General features: G+C 63.6%; 10 protein-coding genes and 1 pseudogene. 7 read left to right on the forward strand and 4 right to left on the reverse strand.

The genetic code is table 11. From position 1 onward, the window contains the following. Positions 1–4 precede the first annotated feature (4 nt). Entirely contained in the window at positions 5–1546 is a 1542-nt protein-coding gene (locus FA04_RS26250; protein ID WP_034805642.1) for an aldehyde dehydrogenase family protein, read from the forward strand. Between the two features lie 75 nt (positions 1547–1621). Here the strand turns inward: FA04_RS26250 and FA04_RS26255 are convergent, their stop codons facing one another. The 4 genes from FA04_RS26255 to FA04_RS26270 all read right to left on the reverse strand — a co-directional run bounded on the left by FA04_RS26255 (position 1622) and on the right by FA04_RS26270 (position 11602). Then, positions 1622–3904, reverse strand: coding sequence for a TonB-dependent receptor (locus FA04_RS26255; protein ID WP_371814115.1), 2283 nt, complete (start codon positions 3902–3904; stop codon positions 1622–1624). A gap of 671 nt (positions 3905–4575) precedes the next feature. After that, positions 4576–5535 carry a 3'-5' exonuclease gene (locus tag FA04_RS26260; protein WP_034805639.1) on the reverse strand — a complete coding sequence of 320 codons (960 nt, stop codon included), beginning with the start codon at positions 5533–5535 and terminating at the stop codon, positions 4576–4578. A 252-nt stretch (positions 5536–5787) separates the two neighbouring features. After that, positions 5788–7689 carry a methyl-accepting chemotaxis protein gene (locus FA04_RS26265; protein ID WP_034805636.1) on the reverse strand — a complete coding sequence of 634 codons (1902 nt, stop codon included), beginning with the start codon at positions 7687–7689 and terminating at the stop codon, positions 5788–5790. Between the two features lie 292 nt (positions 7690–7981). Continuing rightward, positions 7982–11602 (reverse strand): hydantoinase B/oxoprolinase family protein, encoded by a 3621-nt coding sequence (locus FA04_RS26270; RefSeq protein ID WP_034805633.1) that lies wholly within the window; start codon positions 11600–11602, stop codon positions 7982–7984. Between the two features lie 121 nt (positions 11603–11723). Here FA04_RS26270 and FA04_RS26275 point away from each other — a divergent pair, with 121 nt between their 5' ends. The 6 genes and pseudogenes from FA04_RS26275 (at position 11724) to FA04_RS26300 (ending at position 19313) form a co-directional block, all read left to right on the forward strand. Then, positions 11724–12308: a winged helix DNA-binding protein gene (locus tag FA04_RS26275; RefSeq protein ID WP_034805630.1), complete on the forward strand. Its 585-nt coding sequence runs from the start codon at positions 11724–11726 to the stop codon at positions 12306–12308. Beyond that, positions 12274–14154 (forward strand): ABC transporter ATP-binding protein, encoded by a 1881-nt coding sequence (locus tag FA04_RS26280; protein ID WP_082566583.1) that lies wholly within the window; start codon positions 12274–12276, stop codon positions 14152–14154. The genes FA04_RS26275 and FA04_RS26280 overlap by 35 nt, the downstream gene beginning before the upstream one ends. Positions 14155–14244: 90 nt before the next feature. After that, a pseudogene (locus FA04_RS26285) lies at positions 14245–15731 on the forward strand (ABC transporter substrate-binding protein). A gap of 63 nt (positions 15732–15794) precedes the next feature. Further along, positions 15795–16718 carry an ABC transporter permease gene (locus FA04_RS26290; RefSeq protein ID WP_034805623.1) on the forward strand — a complete coding sequence of 308 codons (924 nt, stop codon included), beginning with the start codon at positions 15795–15797 and terminating at the stop codon, positions 16716–16718. Positions 16719–16722: 4 nt separating this feature from the next. After that, a complete protein-coding gene (locus FA04_RS26295; protein ID WP_034805620.1) occupies positions 16723–17577 on the forward strand; it encodes an ABC transporter permease in 855 nt (284 codons plus the stop codon). Further along, a complete protein-coding gene (locus tag FA04_RS26300) occupies positions 17574–19313 on the forward strand; it encodes a M14 family metallopeptidase (protein ID WP_034805617.1) in 1740 nt (579 codons plus the stop codon). Before FA04_RS26295 ends, FA04_RS26300 begins: the two co-directional genes overlap by 4 nt. Positions 19314–19366 lie beyond the last annotated feature (53 nt).

The following is a 19366-nucleotide window of genomic DNA, read 5'->3' on the forward strand; positions in this document are numbered from 1 at the left end:
GACGATGAACGACATGACCATGCCCGCCAAGGCCGAGCGCATCCGGGCGCTGTTCCACGGCATCATTCCCGGCACCGAGATCGGCAGCTATGTCGACGGCACGCTGGTGCCCGGTTCCGGCGACGAGCAGGCGCTCACCGATCCGGCGACCGGCGAAGTCTTCGCCACCTTCAAGGACGCCGGCGCTGATATCGTCGACGCCGCCATGCAGGCGGCAGCGCGCGCCCAGCGCGAATGGATCTCGATGACCGCTTCGGCGCGCGGCCGGGTGATGAACGAGATCGCCCGCAAGATCCGCGAGCGCGCCGGCGAGATTGCCGAGCTCGAAAGCCGCTCGGCCGGCCGGCCGATCCGCGACATCCGTGGCGAGGCTGTCCGGGTCGCCGAGATGTTCGAATATTATGCCGGCTGGTGCGACAAGCTGCACGGCGAGGTCATCCCGGTCCCGACCTCGCATCTGAACTATACCCGCAACGAGCCGGTTGGCGTCGTCGCCCAGATCACCCCTTGGAACGCGCCGCTCTTTACCGGCGGATGGCAGATTGCGCCTGCGATCTGCGCCGGCAACGGCGTCGTCATCAAGCCGTCGGAACTGACGCCGCTCAGCACGCTCGTGCTCGGTGCGCTCTGCGAGGCGGGCGGCGCGCCCCGTGGCCTCGTCAACGTCATCGCCGGCCAGGGCGTAACGGCGGGCCAGGCGATGGTCGCCCATCCGAAAACGGCACTCGTCGTCTTCGTCGGCTCGGCGCTTGCCGGTTCGGCCATTGCGGCAGCGGCTGCGAAGAACGTCGTGCCCTGTATCCTCGAACTCGGCGGCAAGTCCGGCAACATCGTCTTTGCCGATGCCGATATCGACCGCGCCATCGTCGGCGCCCAATCGGCGATCTTCTCTGGCGCCGGCCAGAGCTGCGTTGCCGGCTCACGCCTGCTCGTGCATCGCTCGGTGCACCAGCAGTTCGTCGAGCGTTATGCCGAGGCTGCCGCGCGCATCCCCGTCGGCGATCCCTATCTCGACAGCACGCAGATCGGCCCGATCAACAATGCACGACAATGGGCGAAGATCGCGGAAATGGTGCGCCAGGGCGTTGCCGAAGGTGCAACGCTTGCAACCGGCGGCGCCAAGCCGGCTTCTCTTCAAGCCTCCGGCGGCTTCTATTTCGCGCCGACCATTCTCGACAACGTCAAGCCGGACATGACGATCGCCCGCGAAGAGGTCTTCGGCCCGGTCGTCGGCGTCACCGTCTTCGACGACGAGGACGAGGCGGTCACCCTCGCCAACGACAACCCGTACGGCCTGGCAGGCGCCGTTTGGACCCGTGATGTCGGCCGCGCACACCGGGTCGCTTCAAGGGTGCGGGCCGGGACCTTCTGGATTAACGGCTACAAGACGATCAGTGTCATGTCGCCCTTCGGCGGCTTCGGCCGCTCCGGCTATGGCCGCTCCTCCGGCCGTGATGCACTGATGGCCTATACACAGACGAAGAGCGTCTGGGTCGAGACCGCGGAAAACCCGGCCGTCGTCTTCGGTTATTCGCCGGAAGCCTGATCGGCACGCCCCCCGAAACGAGAAACGGCCGGCAGAATGCCGGCCGTTTCTTTTTGTGACTGAAGCTCCTCTGGCTCAGAATTCAAACGCAGTCGACACCATGAAGGTGCGCGGCGCGCCGGCGGCAAGGAAGCCACGGGCGGACGAGGCCCAGTAGTTCTCGTCGAACACGTTCTGGACGGTCGCCCGGATTTCCACCGGCTTAGCGTTTTCACGCTCGAAGGAGTAACGCGCACCGAGATCGACCCGCGTCCAGTCCGAGACCTTCTGCGTGTTCCTCTGGTCGTAGTAGGTGCTGCCGGTATAAACGAGGCGACCGGTGAGCGTCAGGTCCTCGACCCAGGGTGTGTCGTATTCACCATAGAGGCTGATCGCGGTCGTCGGGACGCCGGGCACACGGTTGCCATCGAACCGCTCTCCTGTTCTCGAGTTCTCTGCCTTATCGAGCTTGGCGTCCATGAAGGTGATGCCACCAAGCAAGCGAACGCCGTCAACCGGTTCGCCATAGGCTGAAAGCTCGATGCCACGGTTCACCTGCAGGCCGTCGACGGCGAAGACGCCGCCGGTTGTCAAACCGTTTGGCTGCCTGATCTCGAACAGCGCTGCGCCGAGCATTACTTCGCCGAGGTCGTATTTGAAGCCGATTTCCTTCTGCTTGCTGACAACAGGAGGGAAAATCTGGTCGCTGTTCAGAGCGTTGGACGGCGCTGACGGCCCTTCGGTCAGAGCTTCCACGTAGTTGCCGTAGACAGAGAAGCTGTCGGTGACGTTTACGAGTGCCGCGACGGCAGGGCTGAACCGGCCTTCCTCGTAATAGTAGGTCTGTTGACCGAGCGGCACGGCGCCGGGACGCGTATTGTACCCTCGTACACGCATTTCCTGATAGCGCCCGCCGACCGTCAGCTGGAAACGGTCTTCGGCAAAGGAAAGCGTATCGGAGATCGCGACGCTGGTCGCGAGCAGGTCCGAAAACGCATGCAGGTCGTTCGAGCGCGGAAGCCCGCCCGTATTGACCCAATCGCTCGGCACATAGATCGGATTGTAGATGTTGGTCATGTAGCTTCTGAAGCCGAGCCTGCCCGGATGGAAGTAGCCGCGGTTATTCTCGTTGAGCGCTCGGCTCACAGAAACGCTGAGCTGATGACCGACGGGTCCGGTATCGAACTCCGAGCGGAGACCAACCTCACCCGAGACCCCCTGGATCTCCTGCGGATTGTAGCCGAACTCGGCCAGCGCATCGCCATTGGGATTTTGAATGGTGTAGGACGTGCTCAGGAAGTCCTCGCGGTAGCGGCTGATGCCGCCGGCGGCGTAAACAGTGGTGTTCTCCAGCACGTCGAACTCGACGCGGCCAGCGACCATATTGTGTTCGCTGTCATGGTATTCGAACGGGTTGGACGTGTTGATCCGGCCGTCCGGCGCTTCCGGGATCTTGATGCCCGGCGCTGCCGCGTTGAACAGAGAGGCCGGCGCATTGATGTTCTGCTTGGAATGATTGAGGTCGAGCGAGGCACGCACCCGATCGCCGCGATAGTCGAGCCCGAGCGACAGCACGCCGATCTCGTTTTCGTTGTGGTCAAGCGCCGTGTCGCCGCCACGATAGGAACCGTTGAAACGGACGCCCCATTCGCCCTCGGGCCCGAAACGGCGACCGACATCGAGGTGCGACCACAATTGCGAGTCCGACATATAGGTGGTCGTCAGTCGCGTCAGCGGCTCGTCGGTGGCGCGCTTGGGCACCAGATTGATAGTCCCACCGACGCGGCCGACGCCGCCGTTGACCAGCGCGCTCGGGCCTTTCAGGACCTCGACGCGCTCGATACCCTCAAGGGGGCTGCGGCGCGGGTTGGTGATGTAGAAGAGGCCGTCATAGGCCGTATCCAGATTGGTGACCGAGAAGCCGCGAATGAAGAACGAATCACGCTCGCTGAACGCCGGCGCATCCATGCGTACCGAGGGATCGTTGAGGGTGACATCGGCGACCGTTCGCGCCTGCTGATCGCGGATCAGCTTATCCGTGTAGCTGGTGACGCTGAACGGGGTTTCCTTGACAGGACGGTTGCCGAGCGCGCCAAGCCGCGCACCGGTCGCCATCTGACCGCCCGCATAGGGAGCTGACGGCTGGCCGATGGTGCCGGTCTCAGGCGGCTGACCGCCCGCTTGCCCGACGGCCACGATGGGGGCCAGCTGCGTCGCGCCGCCCGAACTGCGTTCAGCCTGGGCCAGGCTTTCGACCCGGTTGGTCTTGCGTGCCTCCTGGGCCGACGCCGCCACGGCGGACATTGCCAGCAGCGACACGCCCGCCAGCACGACTTTGGCTCGCCGACGCGAAACCGAATTGAACCTGCCCCTTGCCATTCTCTTACCCCTGTAACTTCGATTAAGGTGAATTCCGTATCCGCCACTGTCGCCGGCCGAACCCAGCCGCTCAGAACGCGACGCACGCGCCTTGCCCGTTGAACAACGGTGCAGGGCGAGCCCCGGACATTGCGTTCAGTTGCGGCTATTTCGACCGACAGACGGGTCTCGTGCGCAGCAGCTCGCTTCGGCAAAGCGGGTGCGTAACCGGCCCTTCGGTCACGGCGCGTTCGGTTGCGCCCATGCAGACTGGCTGCCAGACAAAGTGTCGGCGATCGCGGGTCATCCCACGCTTGGGAGCACTCTCAAAACTGGACGAGATTGCGAACATCGACATTGAAACATCAACTATAACAATAGCATAAAACTTGAATTTCTAAGTCAAGTCTGCGCACGTATAGTCGGATTCGGTCGGGCGTCCACGCTTTTTGTGCGTGAATTCAGCGGTTAACGGTAAACCGGGCGTTGTTTGCCAGATGTGGAAAGACAGGCAAATCGGGGCGTAGCGGGCCGTCAGCCCGCGTCCGGCGCAGGACAGCCTCAGCCTGGCGCCTGCGCTACGATCGGTGGGCCGCGTCATGCAAAGATCGGCGGGAAAAGGATGTTTTAATCGAGCGACGCCCGCGTCACCGAAGGGCTTGCCCTGTCGGCCGCAGCGGCTCGTTCGCGTGTCAGGCCCGGAAGCGGTCGAAAGCGGTCAAGCGCTTGATCGGCGGATCGGCTTCCTTCCAGCGATAGATCTCCGAGCGGAGGTAGCCGAGTTCGTCTTCAAGTGCGGTTTCGGCGACTTCGACCCACCAGGATTTCGGACGGCCGTCACTTCCGTCAGACCAGCGGTAGCCGCGAGCTTTCAGATGATCCTTCATGTCGAAGGGGCTGTTTTCCGCAAAAATGCGGACGCGTGATCGCTGGCTCGCCTCGTAGAGTTCGGCAAAGGGCGTGCTGCCGGAGCCGCCATCCTTGGCAAGGACTTCGAGCAAAGCGAAACAGTCGTCGACCGCCCGGTGGCCGTCGTGGAAGTAACCGGCCTGCCCGATCAGGTAACCGAGCTTGGTGCCTTCGAAGCCGCGGGAAGACCAATCGATCTCGGAGACGGAACAGGCCCATGCCTTTCCTGCAAAAACGGGCGAGAAGGCCTCGCAGAAGGGACGGTCGAAGCCGGCATTGTGGGCGATGACAAGGTCGGCCTTTTCCATCAGCGCCCGCACTTCGTCGAGGTCGATCGTCTTTCCCGCGACCATCTCGTTGGTGATGCCGGTAAGACGAGTGATTTCCGCAGGGATCGGATTGGACGGCTGGCGCAAGCCGCCGAAAACGCCAGTCACGTCTCCCAGGTTTCCCTTCTCATCGAAGGTAAAGGCGATCAGGCCGATCTCGATGATCTCATCCTTGCGATGGTTGAGCCCTGTGGTTTCGGTATCGAGAATGACGCCATGCAGGGGGAAGCCGGGACGCGCAACAGGCACCACAGCGCGCGGCACAAGCCGCTGCAACAGGCGATAGCGACCCGTCGCCTGAAGGTGACGGACCATATCGTCCTCGGTCAGCGATGCCCGCTTGACCGCCGGTCCACCGCCCGCCTTTTTGGAAGTTGCCTCGTCCGAAACAAAGAGGTCGAACTGCTGCGTCATTCGGTTGTCCCGCAAATTAACGACTCACACGTCTGCGTTCCAGAATAGCGGCTAACAGGCATGCTTCCCAGCAAATCGGGAAGAAGGCGCAGGAGCGCCTGGATTTTCAGGCGCAAAAGATGGGGAAACGGTCTCGCGCTTCAATATGCTCGGCGGCACTGTTGTCCCCGTCCCCGTCAACACGGGGTGCAGAAACGACAGTGCCGCCGCAGCAAGAACTTCACTTGAAGTCGTGGCGATTACGCCGCTCGATCAGGCGGCGCGGCTCCAGCCTTCGCGGGCTGCAGCACCTTCCAGCTTGAACTTCGCCAGCATCGTGCGCAACTGACGGCTCTCTTCGGCGAGCGTGCCGCTGGCGGCTGTCGTCTCTTCCACCATCGCCGCGTTCTGCTGGGTCATCTGGTCCATGTGGTTGACGGAGGTGTTGATCTCCTGCAGTGCGGTCGCCTGCTCGCGCGCCGCCGTCGCGATCGTGTTGACGTGGCCGCTGACATTGTTGACCAGTGTCTCGATCTCCAGCAGCGCCTCGCCGGTCGAGCGCACCAGCGCCACGCCGTTTTCGACTTCCGACGCCGAGCTGTGGATCAGCGTCTTGATTTCCTTGGCCGCGTTGGCCGAGCGTTGCGCCAGCTCGCGCACTTCCTGGGCGACGACGGCAAAACCGCGGCCGGCTTCGCCCGCGCGTGCCGCTTCGACGCCGGCATTGAGCGCCAGCAGGTTCGTCTGGAAGGCGATTTCGTCGATGACCGAGATGATCTGGTTGATGCGGTTGGACGAACCCTCGATGCGGCCCATGGCATCGACGGCGCTGCGCACGATCGCGCCGGAACGGCCGGCGCTTTCCTTGGTGGCGCGCACCATCTCATGCGCCTCATTCGCCCGCTCCGAGGCGGTGCGCACGGTCGAGGTGATTTCGTCGAGCGCCGCTGCGGTTTCCTCAAGCGCTGCCGCCTGCTGTTCCGTGCGCTTCGACAGATCATTGGCAGCCGAGCTCAGTTCGGCGGAGTTGTCGTTGATGGTGCTGGCCGCGGTGCGCACGTTCTGCATGGTCGACCGCAGCGTCACCATCGTCTGGTTGACGTTCGTCTGCAGCTCGGCGAAGGCACCGTGGAATTCGCCGCGCATGTTCTGCGTCAGGTCGGCGTCGGCAAGCGCCGCAATCACGCGGCGGACTTCAGTGACGGTCTGGTCGACGCTGGAGACGAGCTCGTTGACGCTCGATGCGAAGCGGTTGAGGTCGTCGTTTTCATAGTCCTTGTTGATGCGGCCGGTGAAATCGCCGGCAACGGCAGAGGCGACGACGACGCTGATGTTGGACTGCAGGTCGCTGCTGCGCGCATGGAGGGCCGCTTCCTGCGCCTTCATCGCGCGCATGGCGATGCCGTTCTTGCGGAAGACTTCGACGGCACGGGCCATCTCGCCGATCTCGTCCTGGCGGGAAACGTCCGTCGCATCTCCATCCAGTTTTCCGTCGGCAAGTTCGCTCATGGTCGAGGTCAGGTCACGGACCGGCATGACGATGCCGCGGCGGGCAACGACGAGGCTGACGCCGACGCCGAAGAGCACGCAGGCCGCAGCGGCCGCGGCGAGGATTGTCATGGCGACGGACGAGGAATTCAGCGCCTCTTCACGAGCGGCGGAAAGCGCTTCGCCGGAATAGGTGCTGTAGGTCTTGACTGTTGCCGTCACGGTCTTTTGCGCTTCGAGCGCCTTGTCGAGTGCGGCCTTGACGGCACCGGCATCTCCGCCCTTCTCGGCGGCGACGGCGACCATGGCGCGGATCTCGTCGAAGTAGCTGTTGAGCGTCAGGCGGATGTCATTCAGCAGCTTGTCTTCGGCATCGTCGGCGACCGCCTCGATCTTGGTCAGGCGGCCGAGCATTTCGGTCGCACGCTTTTCGGTTTCCGCGCCGAAGTCGGCGGCGTTCTCCGGGGCGGCGGCGAGCTGATAGGTCATGCGGCTGATGGCGATGATGTCGACGCGCAGGTCCATTGCCTCGCGCGCTGCTTCCTCACGCGCGCCGACATCGACGATCGTCGCACCGAGCGAGGAAAGACCACGCGCACCGGCAAGCGCGATCAGAATGGAGGATATGCCCATGACCACGACCACAAGGCCGACCTTGGTCAAAATCGAAAGGTTCTTGAACGTCACTGCCGTGACTCCTGTGATGTCGCAATCGCGCTGATGGGAGGGGACATGGTCAGCCAAACCGGCGGGAGGAGGACCGGATGTTTGCGGCCCCGCAAGGGGAGGAACTGGGGCGCGCACTGACCAATAAGTACTTAGTAATTTCGAATTTAAATTCGGGTTAAAAAAGCGATCGCGTCTTTTCGCATATGCAGCAATAGTTGTTGTGCATATGCCGGAACGAAAAACGGGCGGACGATCGCTCGCCCGCCCGCAGACCACCGCAGCAGTCTTGGGAGATTCCAGTCTTTCCGGCCTATGACCGGCCGTATCCACCGCCGGTCGGCGTCACGACGGTAAAGGCTTCGCCAGCTTCGAGAACCGTATGGGCGCAGCCCGACAGTTCCTCCGTCCGGCCGTCATTGCGGCGCACGAGGTTGCGGCCGAGTTCACCCGGGCTTCCGCCCTTGATGCCGAAGGGTGCGACGCGGCGATGGCCGGAGAGGATCGCGAAGTCGAGCGTTTCCCGCGCCCGGATCGTGCGCTTCGTGCCGTTTCCGGCGTGCCACTGGCCGCGGCCACCGGAACCGACGCGAATGTGGAAGTCTTCGAGCACCACCGGGAAGCGGGTTTCGAGGATTTCCGGATCGGTGAGCCGCGAGTTGGTCATGTGCGTATGAACCGCATCGGCACCGTTGTAGCCGGGACCCGCCGGCGCGCCGGAGCAGATCGTCTCGTAATACTGATAATTGTCGTTGCCGAAGGTCAGGTTGTTCATCGTCCCTTGCGCGCCGGCCTGGCTCTGGACCGCGCCGAACAGGCAGTTCGTCACGGCCTGGCTGACCTCGACGTTGCCGGCAACGACGGCCGCCGGATAGCGCGGCGTCAGCATCGTACCCTCGGGGATGACGATGTGGATCGGCCGCAGGCAGCCGGCATTCATCGGAATGTCGGCCTCGACCAGCACGCGGAAGACATAGAGTACGGCGGCGCGGGTGACAGGCGCCGGCGCATTGAAGTTGTCGCCGCGCTGCTCCGACGTGCCGGTGAAATCGACGGTCGCCTCGCGCTTGTCGCGGTCGACCGTGATCTTGACGACGATGCTGCAGCCCTGGTCCATCTCGTAGGAGAATTCGCCGTCTGGCAACTGGTCAAGCACACGGCGCACGCTCTCAGCAGCATTGTCCTGGACGTGGCCCATATAGGCCTCGACCACGTCTTCGCCGAACTGGGCGATCATCTTCTTGAGTTCGGCGACGCCCTTTTCGTTGGCCGCCACTTGAGCCTTCAGGTCGTTGACGTTCTGAAGGATGTTGCGCACCGGATAGCGCGCGCCATTCAGAAGCGCTTCAAGCTCGGCCTCGCAGAAGCGACCTGCATCGATGAGCTTGAAGTTGTCGATGTAGACGCCCTCCTCCTCGATGTTGGTGGCAAGCGGTGACATCGAGCCCGGCGAAATGCCGCCGATATCCGCATGGTGGCCGCGGCTGGCGACCCAGAAGCGGATCTCGCGTCCGGCGTCGTCGAAGACGGGCGTGCAGACGGTGAGGTCAGGCAGGTGCGTGCCGCCGTTATAGGGCGCGTTGATCAGGAACACGTCGCCGGGCTTGATCACCGGGTTCTCGCGGATCGCGGTCGCGACCGAAGCGTCCATGGAGCCGAGATGCACCGGCATGTGCGGCGCATTGGCGACGAGGTTGCCGCGGTTGTCGAAGACGGCGCAGGAGAAATCGAGCCGTTCCTTGATGTTGACCGAATAGGCGGTGTTCTGCAGCGTCACGCCCATCTGCTCGGCGATCGACATGAAGAGATTGTTGAAGATCTCCAGCATGACCGGATCTGCATGGGTGCCGATCGCGCTCTGCTGCTGCAGCGCCTTCACGCGGCGCAGCACGATATGGTCTTTCGCCGTCAGTTCCGCCTGCCAGCCGTCCTCGACGACGACGGTCTGGTTCGGTTCGATAATGATCGCCGGACCGTCGAGCCGCTGGCCGGGGCTCAGTTCAGCGCGCAGCAGGACCGGCGCATCGTGGAACTGGCCTTGCGAATAGAACTGAGTGCGGCGTGAAACGTCGGGCGTGCCCATGGTGACGGATGCGCCTTCGCGCTCCATCTGGGCAGCACCGCCGCCGACCGTCTCGACTTCGACGGCGTCGATCACCAGCGCCTTGTTGTCGGCGACGAAGCCGAAGCGGCGCTTGTGCAGCTCTTCGAACTCGGCGCGCAGGCGGGCGATGTCGTCATGCGCGGGGAAGGTCGCGTCGACCGCAAGCACCGTGTCGGTGCCGGCATAGCGGATATGGGCGCGCAGATGGGTGCGAATCTCGTCGCGGGCAATTCCTTGTGCTTCCAGTTCGCCGAGGCAATCGACTTCCAGCTCGGCGCCCAGCGTGCTGAGGGCTGCCGGCGCCTTGTCGTCGAGCGCGACGCCGAGCGCCTTCTGGCGGGTCGATCGGATATCGGCAAGTCCCATGCCATAGGCCGAAAGCAGGCCGGACATCGGATGCACGAGAATGCTCTTCATGCCGAGCTGGTCGGCAACGAGGCACGCGTGCTGGCCGCCGGCGCCGCCGAAGCAGCTCAGCGCATAGCGCGTCACGTCGTAACCGCGCTGCACGGAAATCTTCTTGATCGCCTCGACCATGTTGGCAACGGCGATGCGGATGAAGCCGTCGGCCACATCCTCGGGGCTGCGGCCATCGCCGATCTCGGTCGCCATGGCAGCAAAACGGCCGCGCACGGTCTCGACGTCGAGGCGCTCGTCCTGGTTCGGGCCGAACAGCGCCGGGAAGAAATCGGGCATCAGCTTGCCGAGCATGACATTGGCATCGGTGACAGCAAGCGGGCCGCCATTGCGGTAGCAGGCGGGGCCCGGGTTGGCGCCGGCCGAATCCGGGCCGACGCGGAAACGTTCGCCGTCGAAGTGCAGGATCGAGCCGCCGCCGGCGGCAACCGTGTGGATCAGCATCATCGGTGCGCGCACGCGCACGCCGGCAACTTCGGTCTCGAACGCCCGCTCATATTCACCATCGAAATGGGCGACGTCCGTCGAGGTGCCACCCATGTCAAAGCCGATGACGCGATCGAAGCCCGCGGCTTCGCCGGTCTTGGCAAGGCCGACGACGCCGCCGGCCGGGCCGGAGAGAATCGCGTCCTTGCCCTGGAACATTTCAGCCGCCGTCAGGCCGCCGGAGGACATCATGAACATGACGCGTGCGCCGGTACGGGCAATATCAAGTTCGCCGGAGACCTGGGCGACGTAGCGGCGCAGAACCGGGGAGAGATAGGCGTCGATGACGGTGGTGTCGCCGCGGCCGACATATTTGATCAGCGGCGAGACTTCGTGGCTGACGGAGACCTGCTCGAAGCCGAGTTCGCGGGCGATGCGGGCAACGGCCGCCTCGTGCTCCGGATACTTGTAGGCATGCATGAAGACGATGGCGACGGCCTTGTAGCCCTTGCCCTTCAAGTCTTCGAGGGCAACGCGCGCCTTCGCCTCGTCGAGCGGCTGCTCGACGATACCGTCGGCCAGCACACGCTCGTCGAGCTCGACGATATCCTGGTAGAGCGCTTCCGGCTTGATGATTTCGGTCGCGAAGATCTTCTTGCGCTCCTGGTAGCCGATCTTCAGCGCGTCGCGGAAACCCTTCGTCGTCACGAGCGCCAGGGGCTCGCCCTTGCGCTCGAGCAGCGCGTTGGTGGCAACGGTCGTGCCCATGCGCACTTCGCCGATCAGACCGGTCGGGATCGGCGCACCGGTCGCAAGGCCGAGATGCAGGCGGATGCCCTGGACGGCGGCGTCGCGGTAGGCTTCCGGATTTTCGGACAGCACCTTGCGGGCATGCAGGTTCCCGTGCGGGTCGCGACCGATGACATCGGTGAAGGTGCCGCCACGGTCGACCCAGAAGTCCCAGCTGCCGGTTTCGCGTGCGCTCATTGTCCATCCCTCTCATTCGCGAGCCGCTTCATTGTGCAAGCCCGGAAATTCATCAAAGCAGTTCGTTGACAAAATGTCGATAAAATGATGACATAAAATCGTCAAGATGAGGAAGAGCTGAATGACGAAGAAGTCGGAGGATAGCTTCGAAGGACGGGAATGGGCCGAAAATGCCCTGCCCGAACATCTAAAGCCGGTCGCGGCCATCGGCCCGATCGTTTCCTCCGCGCACCTTGCTGAAGGCGGCTCTCCCGGCCTCTCCGAGGTCGAATACGGGTTGATCCTCGCGTCGCATGCCTTTCATCGCTGGATGATGCGCTGCATGGCGGCCGCCGGCGTATCCGGTCTTTCCCCGATCGAGATCCTGATCCTGCACACGATCCGCCACCGCGATCGCGGCAAGAAGCTCGCCGACATCTGTCTCGTGCTCGACATCGAGGACACCCATGTCGCGACCTATGCCATCCGCAAGCTCGAAGCCGCAGGCCTCGTGACGACGGGCAAGGAAGGCAAGGAAAAGACCATCCTCATCACCGACAAGGGGTCGGACGCCTGCACGCGCTACGCAAAAATTCGCGAGCGGCTGCTGGTCTCCTCCACCGCCAAAGCGCGTCCTTCCGAGGAGACGCTTTCCGAGATCGCCGCCGTCCTGCGTTTCATGTCGGGCGCCTATGAACAGTCCGCGCGCGCCGCGACCACATTGTAACAAGGAAGACCGCGTGACCGTCGATACGCCTGCGCCCCTGCTCGCCGTTGAGAAGCTTTCCGTCGCCTTCAACGGCAATCCTGTCGTCGAAGACCTGAGCTTCACGGTGACGCCCGGCCGGACGCTCGCAATCGTGGGAGAATCCGGCTCCGGCAAATCGGTGACGTCGCTGTCGATCATGCGGCTCTCGGACATGATGGGCGGCCAGTTTCCGACCGGCCGCATCCTGTTTCGCGGCAAGGACGGCGAAATCGATCTGACGAGCGCCCCGCAGAAGACCATGCGCGCGATCCGCGGCAAGGAGATCGCCATGATCTTCCAGGAGCCGATGACGTCCTTGAACCCGGTCTTTACCATCGGCGACCAGGTCGCCGAAGTGTTGATGCTGCACGAGAAGATGACCAAGGCCGAAGCGCTCGTCGAGACGCGCCGCCTGCTCGACATGGTGCGCCTTCCTGATTCTGCAGAACTGATCGGCCGCTATCCGCACCAGCTTTCCGGCGGCATGCGCCAGCGCGTCATGATCGCCATGGCGCTTGCCTGCCGGCCGAAACTGCTGATCGCCGACGAGCCGACGACGGCGCTCGACGTCACCATCCAGGCGCAGATCCTGACGATCATCCGCGACCTCCAGAAAGAACTCGGCATGGCGGTGATCTTCATCACCCATGACATGGGTGTCGTCGCCGAAATGGCCGACGACGTCGTCGTCATGTGGAAGGGCCGCAAGGTCGAGGAAGGTCCGGTCGGCGAGATCTTCGCAAGCCCCAAGCACCCCTATACCCAGACGCTGCTTTCCGCCGTGCCGAAACTCGGCAGCATGACCGGCGAGGAATTCCCGAAGCGCCTGCCTCTGACCATGATGATCGACGGCGAACCGAAGCGCGTCGGCGAAACCCATATCCAGCGCACCGCCCGCTACGACGCGGCACCGATCCTTTCGGTGCGTGATCTCGTCACCCGCTTCGACGTGCGCAAGAACCTTTTCGGCAAGGCGACGCACCGCGTGCACGCCATCGAAAACGTCAGCTTCGACATTTTCCCGGGTGAAACGCTGGCGCTGGTCGGCGAGAGCGGCTCGGGCAAGTCGACGATCGGTCGCACGATCCAGCAACTGCAGAACGCAACCTCGGGCGAGATCCTCTTTGGCGGTCGCCCGGTCTCGGCCATGAGCTATGCCGAGCGGCAGCGGCTGAAGCAGGAAATCCAGTACATCTTCCAGGATCCCTTCGCCTCGCTCGACCCGCGCAAGACCGTGGGCTTCTCGATCGCCGAACCTATCCGCACCCACGGCCTGATCCTCGGTGAAAAGGACATCGAAAAGCGCGTGCATGAATTGCTGGAGCGCGTCGGACTGACGCCAGCGCACGCCAAGCGCTATCCGCACGAATTCTCCGGCGGCCAGCGCCAGCGCGTCTGCATTGCGCGCGCGCTTGCCTCCCGTCCCAAGCTGATCATCGCCGACGAGGCGCTGTCGGCTCTCGACGTCTCGATCCAGGCGCAGATCATCAACCTGTTCATGGAGCTGCAGGAACAGGAGGGCCTCGCCTATCTCTTCATCAGCCATGACATGGCGGTGGTCGAACGCATGAGCCACCGCGTCGCCGTGCTCTATCTCGGCCAGGTCATGGAGTTCGGCAGCCGCCAGCAGGTCTTCGAGACGCCGTCCCATCCCTATACTCGCCGGCTGCTTTCCGCGGTGCCCGTCGCCGAGCCCGGCAAGGGTCGCGAGCGCGCCATGCTGGAGGGCGAGATCCCGAGCCCGATCCGCCGCGTCGGCGACGAACCCGCGGTGCTGCCGCGCAAAGAAATCGCCCCTGGCCATTACGTGGCCAAGGGTGCGTGAGCCGCTTTCTCTTCTCAGGAAGGCTGTCGAAACAGGAGTGAGTAAATGATCAACAAAAAGGGGATCCACGCCGCTTTCATCGCCCTTGCGATGGCGGGCAGTTTCATGACCGCAGCCCCGGCCTTTGCCGCCGGCACGCTGACGGTATCTTCGCCGCAGGATCCGGGAAGCTGGGACCCGGTCGACACCTTCCTCGTCAACTGGGCGTCGGTTGCCACCAATATCTATGACGGCCTGACCTATCGCGGTCCGGATCTGAAGCTCGTGCCCGGCCTTGCTACTGCTTGGGAAGAGCTCGACGGCGGCAAACGCCTGCGCTTCACGCTGCGCGAGGGCGTCAAGTTCCACAACGGTGAGCCCTTCAACGCGGAAGCGGTGAAGTTCACCTTCGACCGCCTGCTCGGCGAAGAAGGCTCCAAGGGTCCGCAGAAGTCCAACTATGCCGTGATCGAAAAGGTCGAGATCGTCGACGAAAAGACGGTCGACCTCGTCCTGAAGACGCCGGATCCGGTGCTTCTCACGAAGCTCGCCGGCTATGGCGCGATGATCGTGCCGCCGAAGTACATCCAGGAAAAAGGTGAGGACTACTTCAACGCCCATCCTGTTGGCACCGGCCCGTTCAAGTTCGTCTCCTACGAGCCGAAGGTCGGCATCAAGCTCGAAGCCTTCGCAGATCATTGGGGCGGCGCGCCGAAGCTTTCCAACCTCAACTACCGCTTCATTTCGGAGCCGGCGACCGCCGTTGCCGAGCTGCAGGCCGGCCGCGTCGATCTCGTCATCCCGCCGACCATTCCGATCGGCATGATCCCGACGATCCAGGGCGACAGCAATCTGGAGATCGTCTCCAGCGCCGGCCCGACGGTCTACGCGCTGCGATTCAACACGCGCGACGGCATCACCAAGGATCCGAAGGTCCGCAAGGCGCTGATCCTCGGCGTCGACCGCGACACCATCATCCAGTCGATCCTCGCCGGCCAGGCGGATCCGATCGCCAGTTTCCAGGGCAAGCTCTCCTTCGGCTTCGACCCGGCGATGAAGCCGCTGCCGTACGATCCGGAACAGGCAAAGGCGCTTCTGAAGGAAGCCGGCGTTGCGCCGGGCGCTTCCGTGCAGATCGACGTTCGCGGTAACGACGCGACCTTCAACGAGGTCGTGCAGGCTATCGCAAGCTACCTGCAGCTGATCGGCATCAACGCGACGATCAAGCCCTATGAAACCAACGTTCTCTTGAACGACATCATCCCGGCCGGCAAGACCGGCGCGCTGTTCCAGCAGTCCTGGGGCGGCTGGACGCTCGACTAGACAACACCGCCTACTCGATGTACCACTCGGGCGAAAAGTGGAACCCGTACGACAAGGACGCGGAACTCGACAAGCTGCTCGAGTCGCAGCGTTCGATCACCGACCAGGCAAAGCGCGAGGAGATCCTCAAGCAGATCGCCAACTACGCCGCAGACCGTTCGCTCGAAATGCCGCTCTATAACCTCAACGCCATCTTCGGCGTGAGCAAGCGCGTCAAGAACTTCACGCCGGTGCCGGATAGCCGCCTGCGGCTGACGGACGTGACGGTCGAGTAATACAGGCCGGTCCGCCGCCTCACGCTTGAGGCGGCGGACCATTTTTCCAAAAGGGCGGGTCACTTGGCCGGATTTCTGATCAAACGTTTTCTGCAGGCGGTCTTCGTCGTGTTCGTCGTGACACTGACCGTCTCCTATGCCATCCGGTTCACCGGTGACCCCGCGCTAATGCTGGCGCAGGGCGCTGGCAGCGTCACCGAGGCCGACCTCGTGCGCATCCGCGAGGGGCTCGGCCTTAACCAGCCGTTCCTGGCGCAATATGCCGATTTCATCACGGGCATGTTCAGGCTCGATTTCGGCCGCTCCTTCATGGGCGGTACGCCTGTTTCGCAGCTGATCGCCTCTGCGCTGCCGGCGACCATGCTGCTCGCCTTCGCCTCGCTGATCGTCTCGATCGCGATTTCCATTCCGCTCGGCATCCGCGCCGCCGTCGCCCGCGGCAAGTGGGCCGACCAGACAATCCGCATTCTGTCGCTCGTCGGGCTTTCCTTCCCGAACTTCTGGCTTGCGATCATGCTGGTCCTGTTGTTCTCGATCGTCCTCAAATGGCTGCCGCCAAGCGGCATGGACGGTTTTGCAAGCTTCATCATGCCGGCGCTGACCATGGGCATCATCCTGACGGCGACCAATGTGCGCCTGGTGCGCACCGCGATGCTGGAAACCTTGCAGTCGCAATACATCATGGTCGCGCGCGCCAAGGGCCTCAGCGAAAGCAAGGTGCTCTACAAGCACGCACTTCGTAACTGCGCGATCCCGCTGATCACCTATTTCGGCCTGCAGTTCGGCGGCCTGCTCGGCGGCATCGTCGTCGTCGAGCTGGTGTTCAACTGGCCGGGCATGGGCACGCTCGCCTTCGACGCGGTCGCCTCGCGCGATTACCCCGTGCTTCAGGCGGTCATAACCGTGCTTTCGCTGATGATCGTGTTCGTCAATCTTCTGGTCGACATCGCCTATGGCCTCGTCGATCCGCGCATCCGGACGGAGTGAGCCGATGTCGTCAAAGGCTTCCAGCACCCGCTTCGCCCGCTTCCGCAACCTCGAATTCATCCTCGGAGCGCTGCTCACCGGCGGCATCTGCCTCGCCGTTCTCTTCTCTGGCGTGCTCTTTCCCGGCGGCGTCGACAAGATCGACCTGATGGCGCGGCTGACGCCGCCCTTCGTCAATTGGGCCCATCCGCTCGGCACCGACCCGCTTGGCCGCGACGTGCTGGCTCGCGTGGTTGCCGGCGGCAAGATCTCGCTGCTCGTCGGCCTGACGTCGGTTGCCGGCGCCGTCGTCGTCGGCGTGGTCATGGGGCTTGTCTCCGGCTACTATCGCGGCTTCTGGGACATGATCGTCATGCGCTTTGCCGATGTGCAGCTGGCGCTCCCCTTCATCCTGCTCGCGATCACCTTCATCGCCATCGTCGGCGGCGGGCTTGGCAACACCATCATCCTGCTGATCGTCTCGCAGTGGGTGCAATATGCGCGCCTCGTGCGCGGCTCGGTCCTGTCGCTGCGCGAGCGCGAGTTCATCCAGTCGGCCCGAGCCATCGGCGTGCGCGATTACAGGATCCTGTTCCAGCACCTGTTGCCGAACCTGATCGGCCCGGTGATCGTGCTGATGACGCTCAACGTCGCCAACAACATCCTGCTCGAAAGCAGCCTCACCTTCCTCGGCCTCGGCGTCGATCCGCTGATCCCGAGCTGGGGCGGCATGCTGGCCGACGGCCGCACCTACCTGCAGAACGCCTGGTGGGTCAGCGTCTTCCCGGGCCTTGCGATCCTGCTCACCGTTCTCGGCCTCAATCTTCTCGGCGACTGGCTGCGTGACAGCCTCGACCCAACCGGTAGAACTTCACGATGACGACGATTTTCGAAGGCGCCTTCGAGCGCACCCTCGACACGCTTCTGACCACCTACGGCAAGGAGGCCGCCCGCGGAACCAAGCTCGAAGCCTGGTTGTTCGACGATGCTGCCAGCCGCAAGGCTGCCGAACAGAAGCTTGCAAGCTTCGGCGTCAAGGCGGCGCTCAGGAGCGCCTACAAGCCGCTGTTGCATTTCTTCCTGGAAGAAGTGGATCGCGCAGCCCTCGCAAGCGTCGTCGTCCGCTATCCCCAGCATGAGGGCGCGCCTCAGAACCGTTTCCTGCTCGAAGCCTATCCGCTCGCAGCCCTCGTCGGCGATGCCGAGATCCGCTTCGAGGCAGGCAGCGCCAAGGCATTCATCTATGACGTCACGCTTACCTTCCGTGACGGGCGCCAGGAAAACCACGCCGTATTCGCACCGAACCGCATCGACACCGATTTCATCGGCGAGACGCTTTTGTCGCCGACCGGCTGGATCCGCCTCGACGAGGGCTGCGACAAGCATCGCGAATGCCACCTCGATACCGACTATGAGCGGCTTTTTGCCGGCACGATGCAGGCGATCTCCGATCATGCCTGGGGTGACAGCGAGCCCTATTTCGAAGAGCTCAACATCCGCGTGACCCTGCCGATCACCGACTTCCGCCTGCCCGTCGGCGAGGAAGTCATCAGCCTTCGCGAAGCGCTGCACGAGGACTTCTATTTCTCGCTGCTCGAAGTCTTCCAGAAGAAGTCCGGTCGCCCGCTCGGCGACCGCGGCCTGAAGCCCGGCCAGATCGTGCCGGAGATCGTCTTCGGCGTCGGGAAGCCCACCGTCGTCGTCAAGGCGCGGCCGCTGCAGGCGACGGATGTCGAAGGCGAAACCCTGCCGCTCGACACCGCCGAGGCACCGCTGGCGGTGGCGCAGATCCATGCCGAACTCGCCGCGATCGACGGCCAGCCCTTCGAGGCCAGGTCGCGTGCCGGCCGGCCGGTGAAGGCCCGCTATCACAAGGGAAGCGATGCGCCGGTCATGATCAGCGGCGGACAGCATCCGAACGAGACGACCGGCATCGTCGGCGTGCTTCGCGCCGCCCAGGCGCTCGCCGCCCGCACCGGTAGCCACTTCACCATCTCGCCGCTCGAAAACCCCGACGGCTATGCCGTGCACCAGCGGCTGCGCATCGACAACCCGCTGCACATGCACCATGCCGCCCGCTACACCGCCCTTGGCGACGATCTCGAATACCGCACCGGTGCAGCACTCAACGAGCGCGAGATCCGTAAGGAGGCGGAGCGGCTGACCGGCGCGCAGCTGCACGTCAACCTGCACGGCTATCCTTCGCATGAGTGGACGCGGCCGCTTTCGGGCTACGTGCCGCGCGGTTTTGCCATGTGGACCCTGCCTAAGGGCTTCTTCCTGATCATGCGCCACCACGCCGAATGGGAAGCGCGCGCCGAACAGCTGATCGCGGAAGTCACCGAGCGACTTGCGGCCGTTCCGGGCCTGCTCGCCTACAACGACGCCCAGATCGCGCTTTACGAGACGCATGCCGGCGAGACCGGTTTCCGCATCATCAACGGCTTCCCCTGCATGATCTCCGTCGACGACCGCCACACGGCACCGCTGACGCTGATCACCGAGTACCCGGATGAGACAATCTACGGCGATGCCTTCATTGCCGGCCATGAGGCTCAGAAGGAAACGGTGCTTGCGGCCTATGATGCGTTCCAGCGGATCATGGCCGTCGCCTGACCTCCGTCATTTGGCCGGCCCATGGCCGGTCCCGTGCCGCTGCGTACCCTTGC

Origin of the sequence: Ensifer adhaerens (genome assembly GCF_000697965.2) — a bacterium.
Classification (GTDB): Bacteria; Pseudomonadota; Alphaproteobacteria; order Rhizobiales; family Rhizobiaceae; genus Ensifer; species Ensifer adhaerens.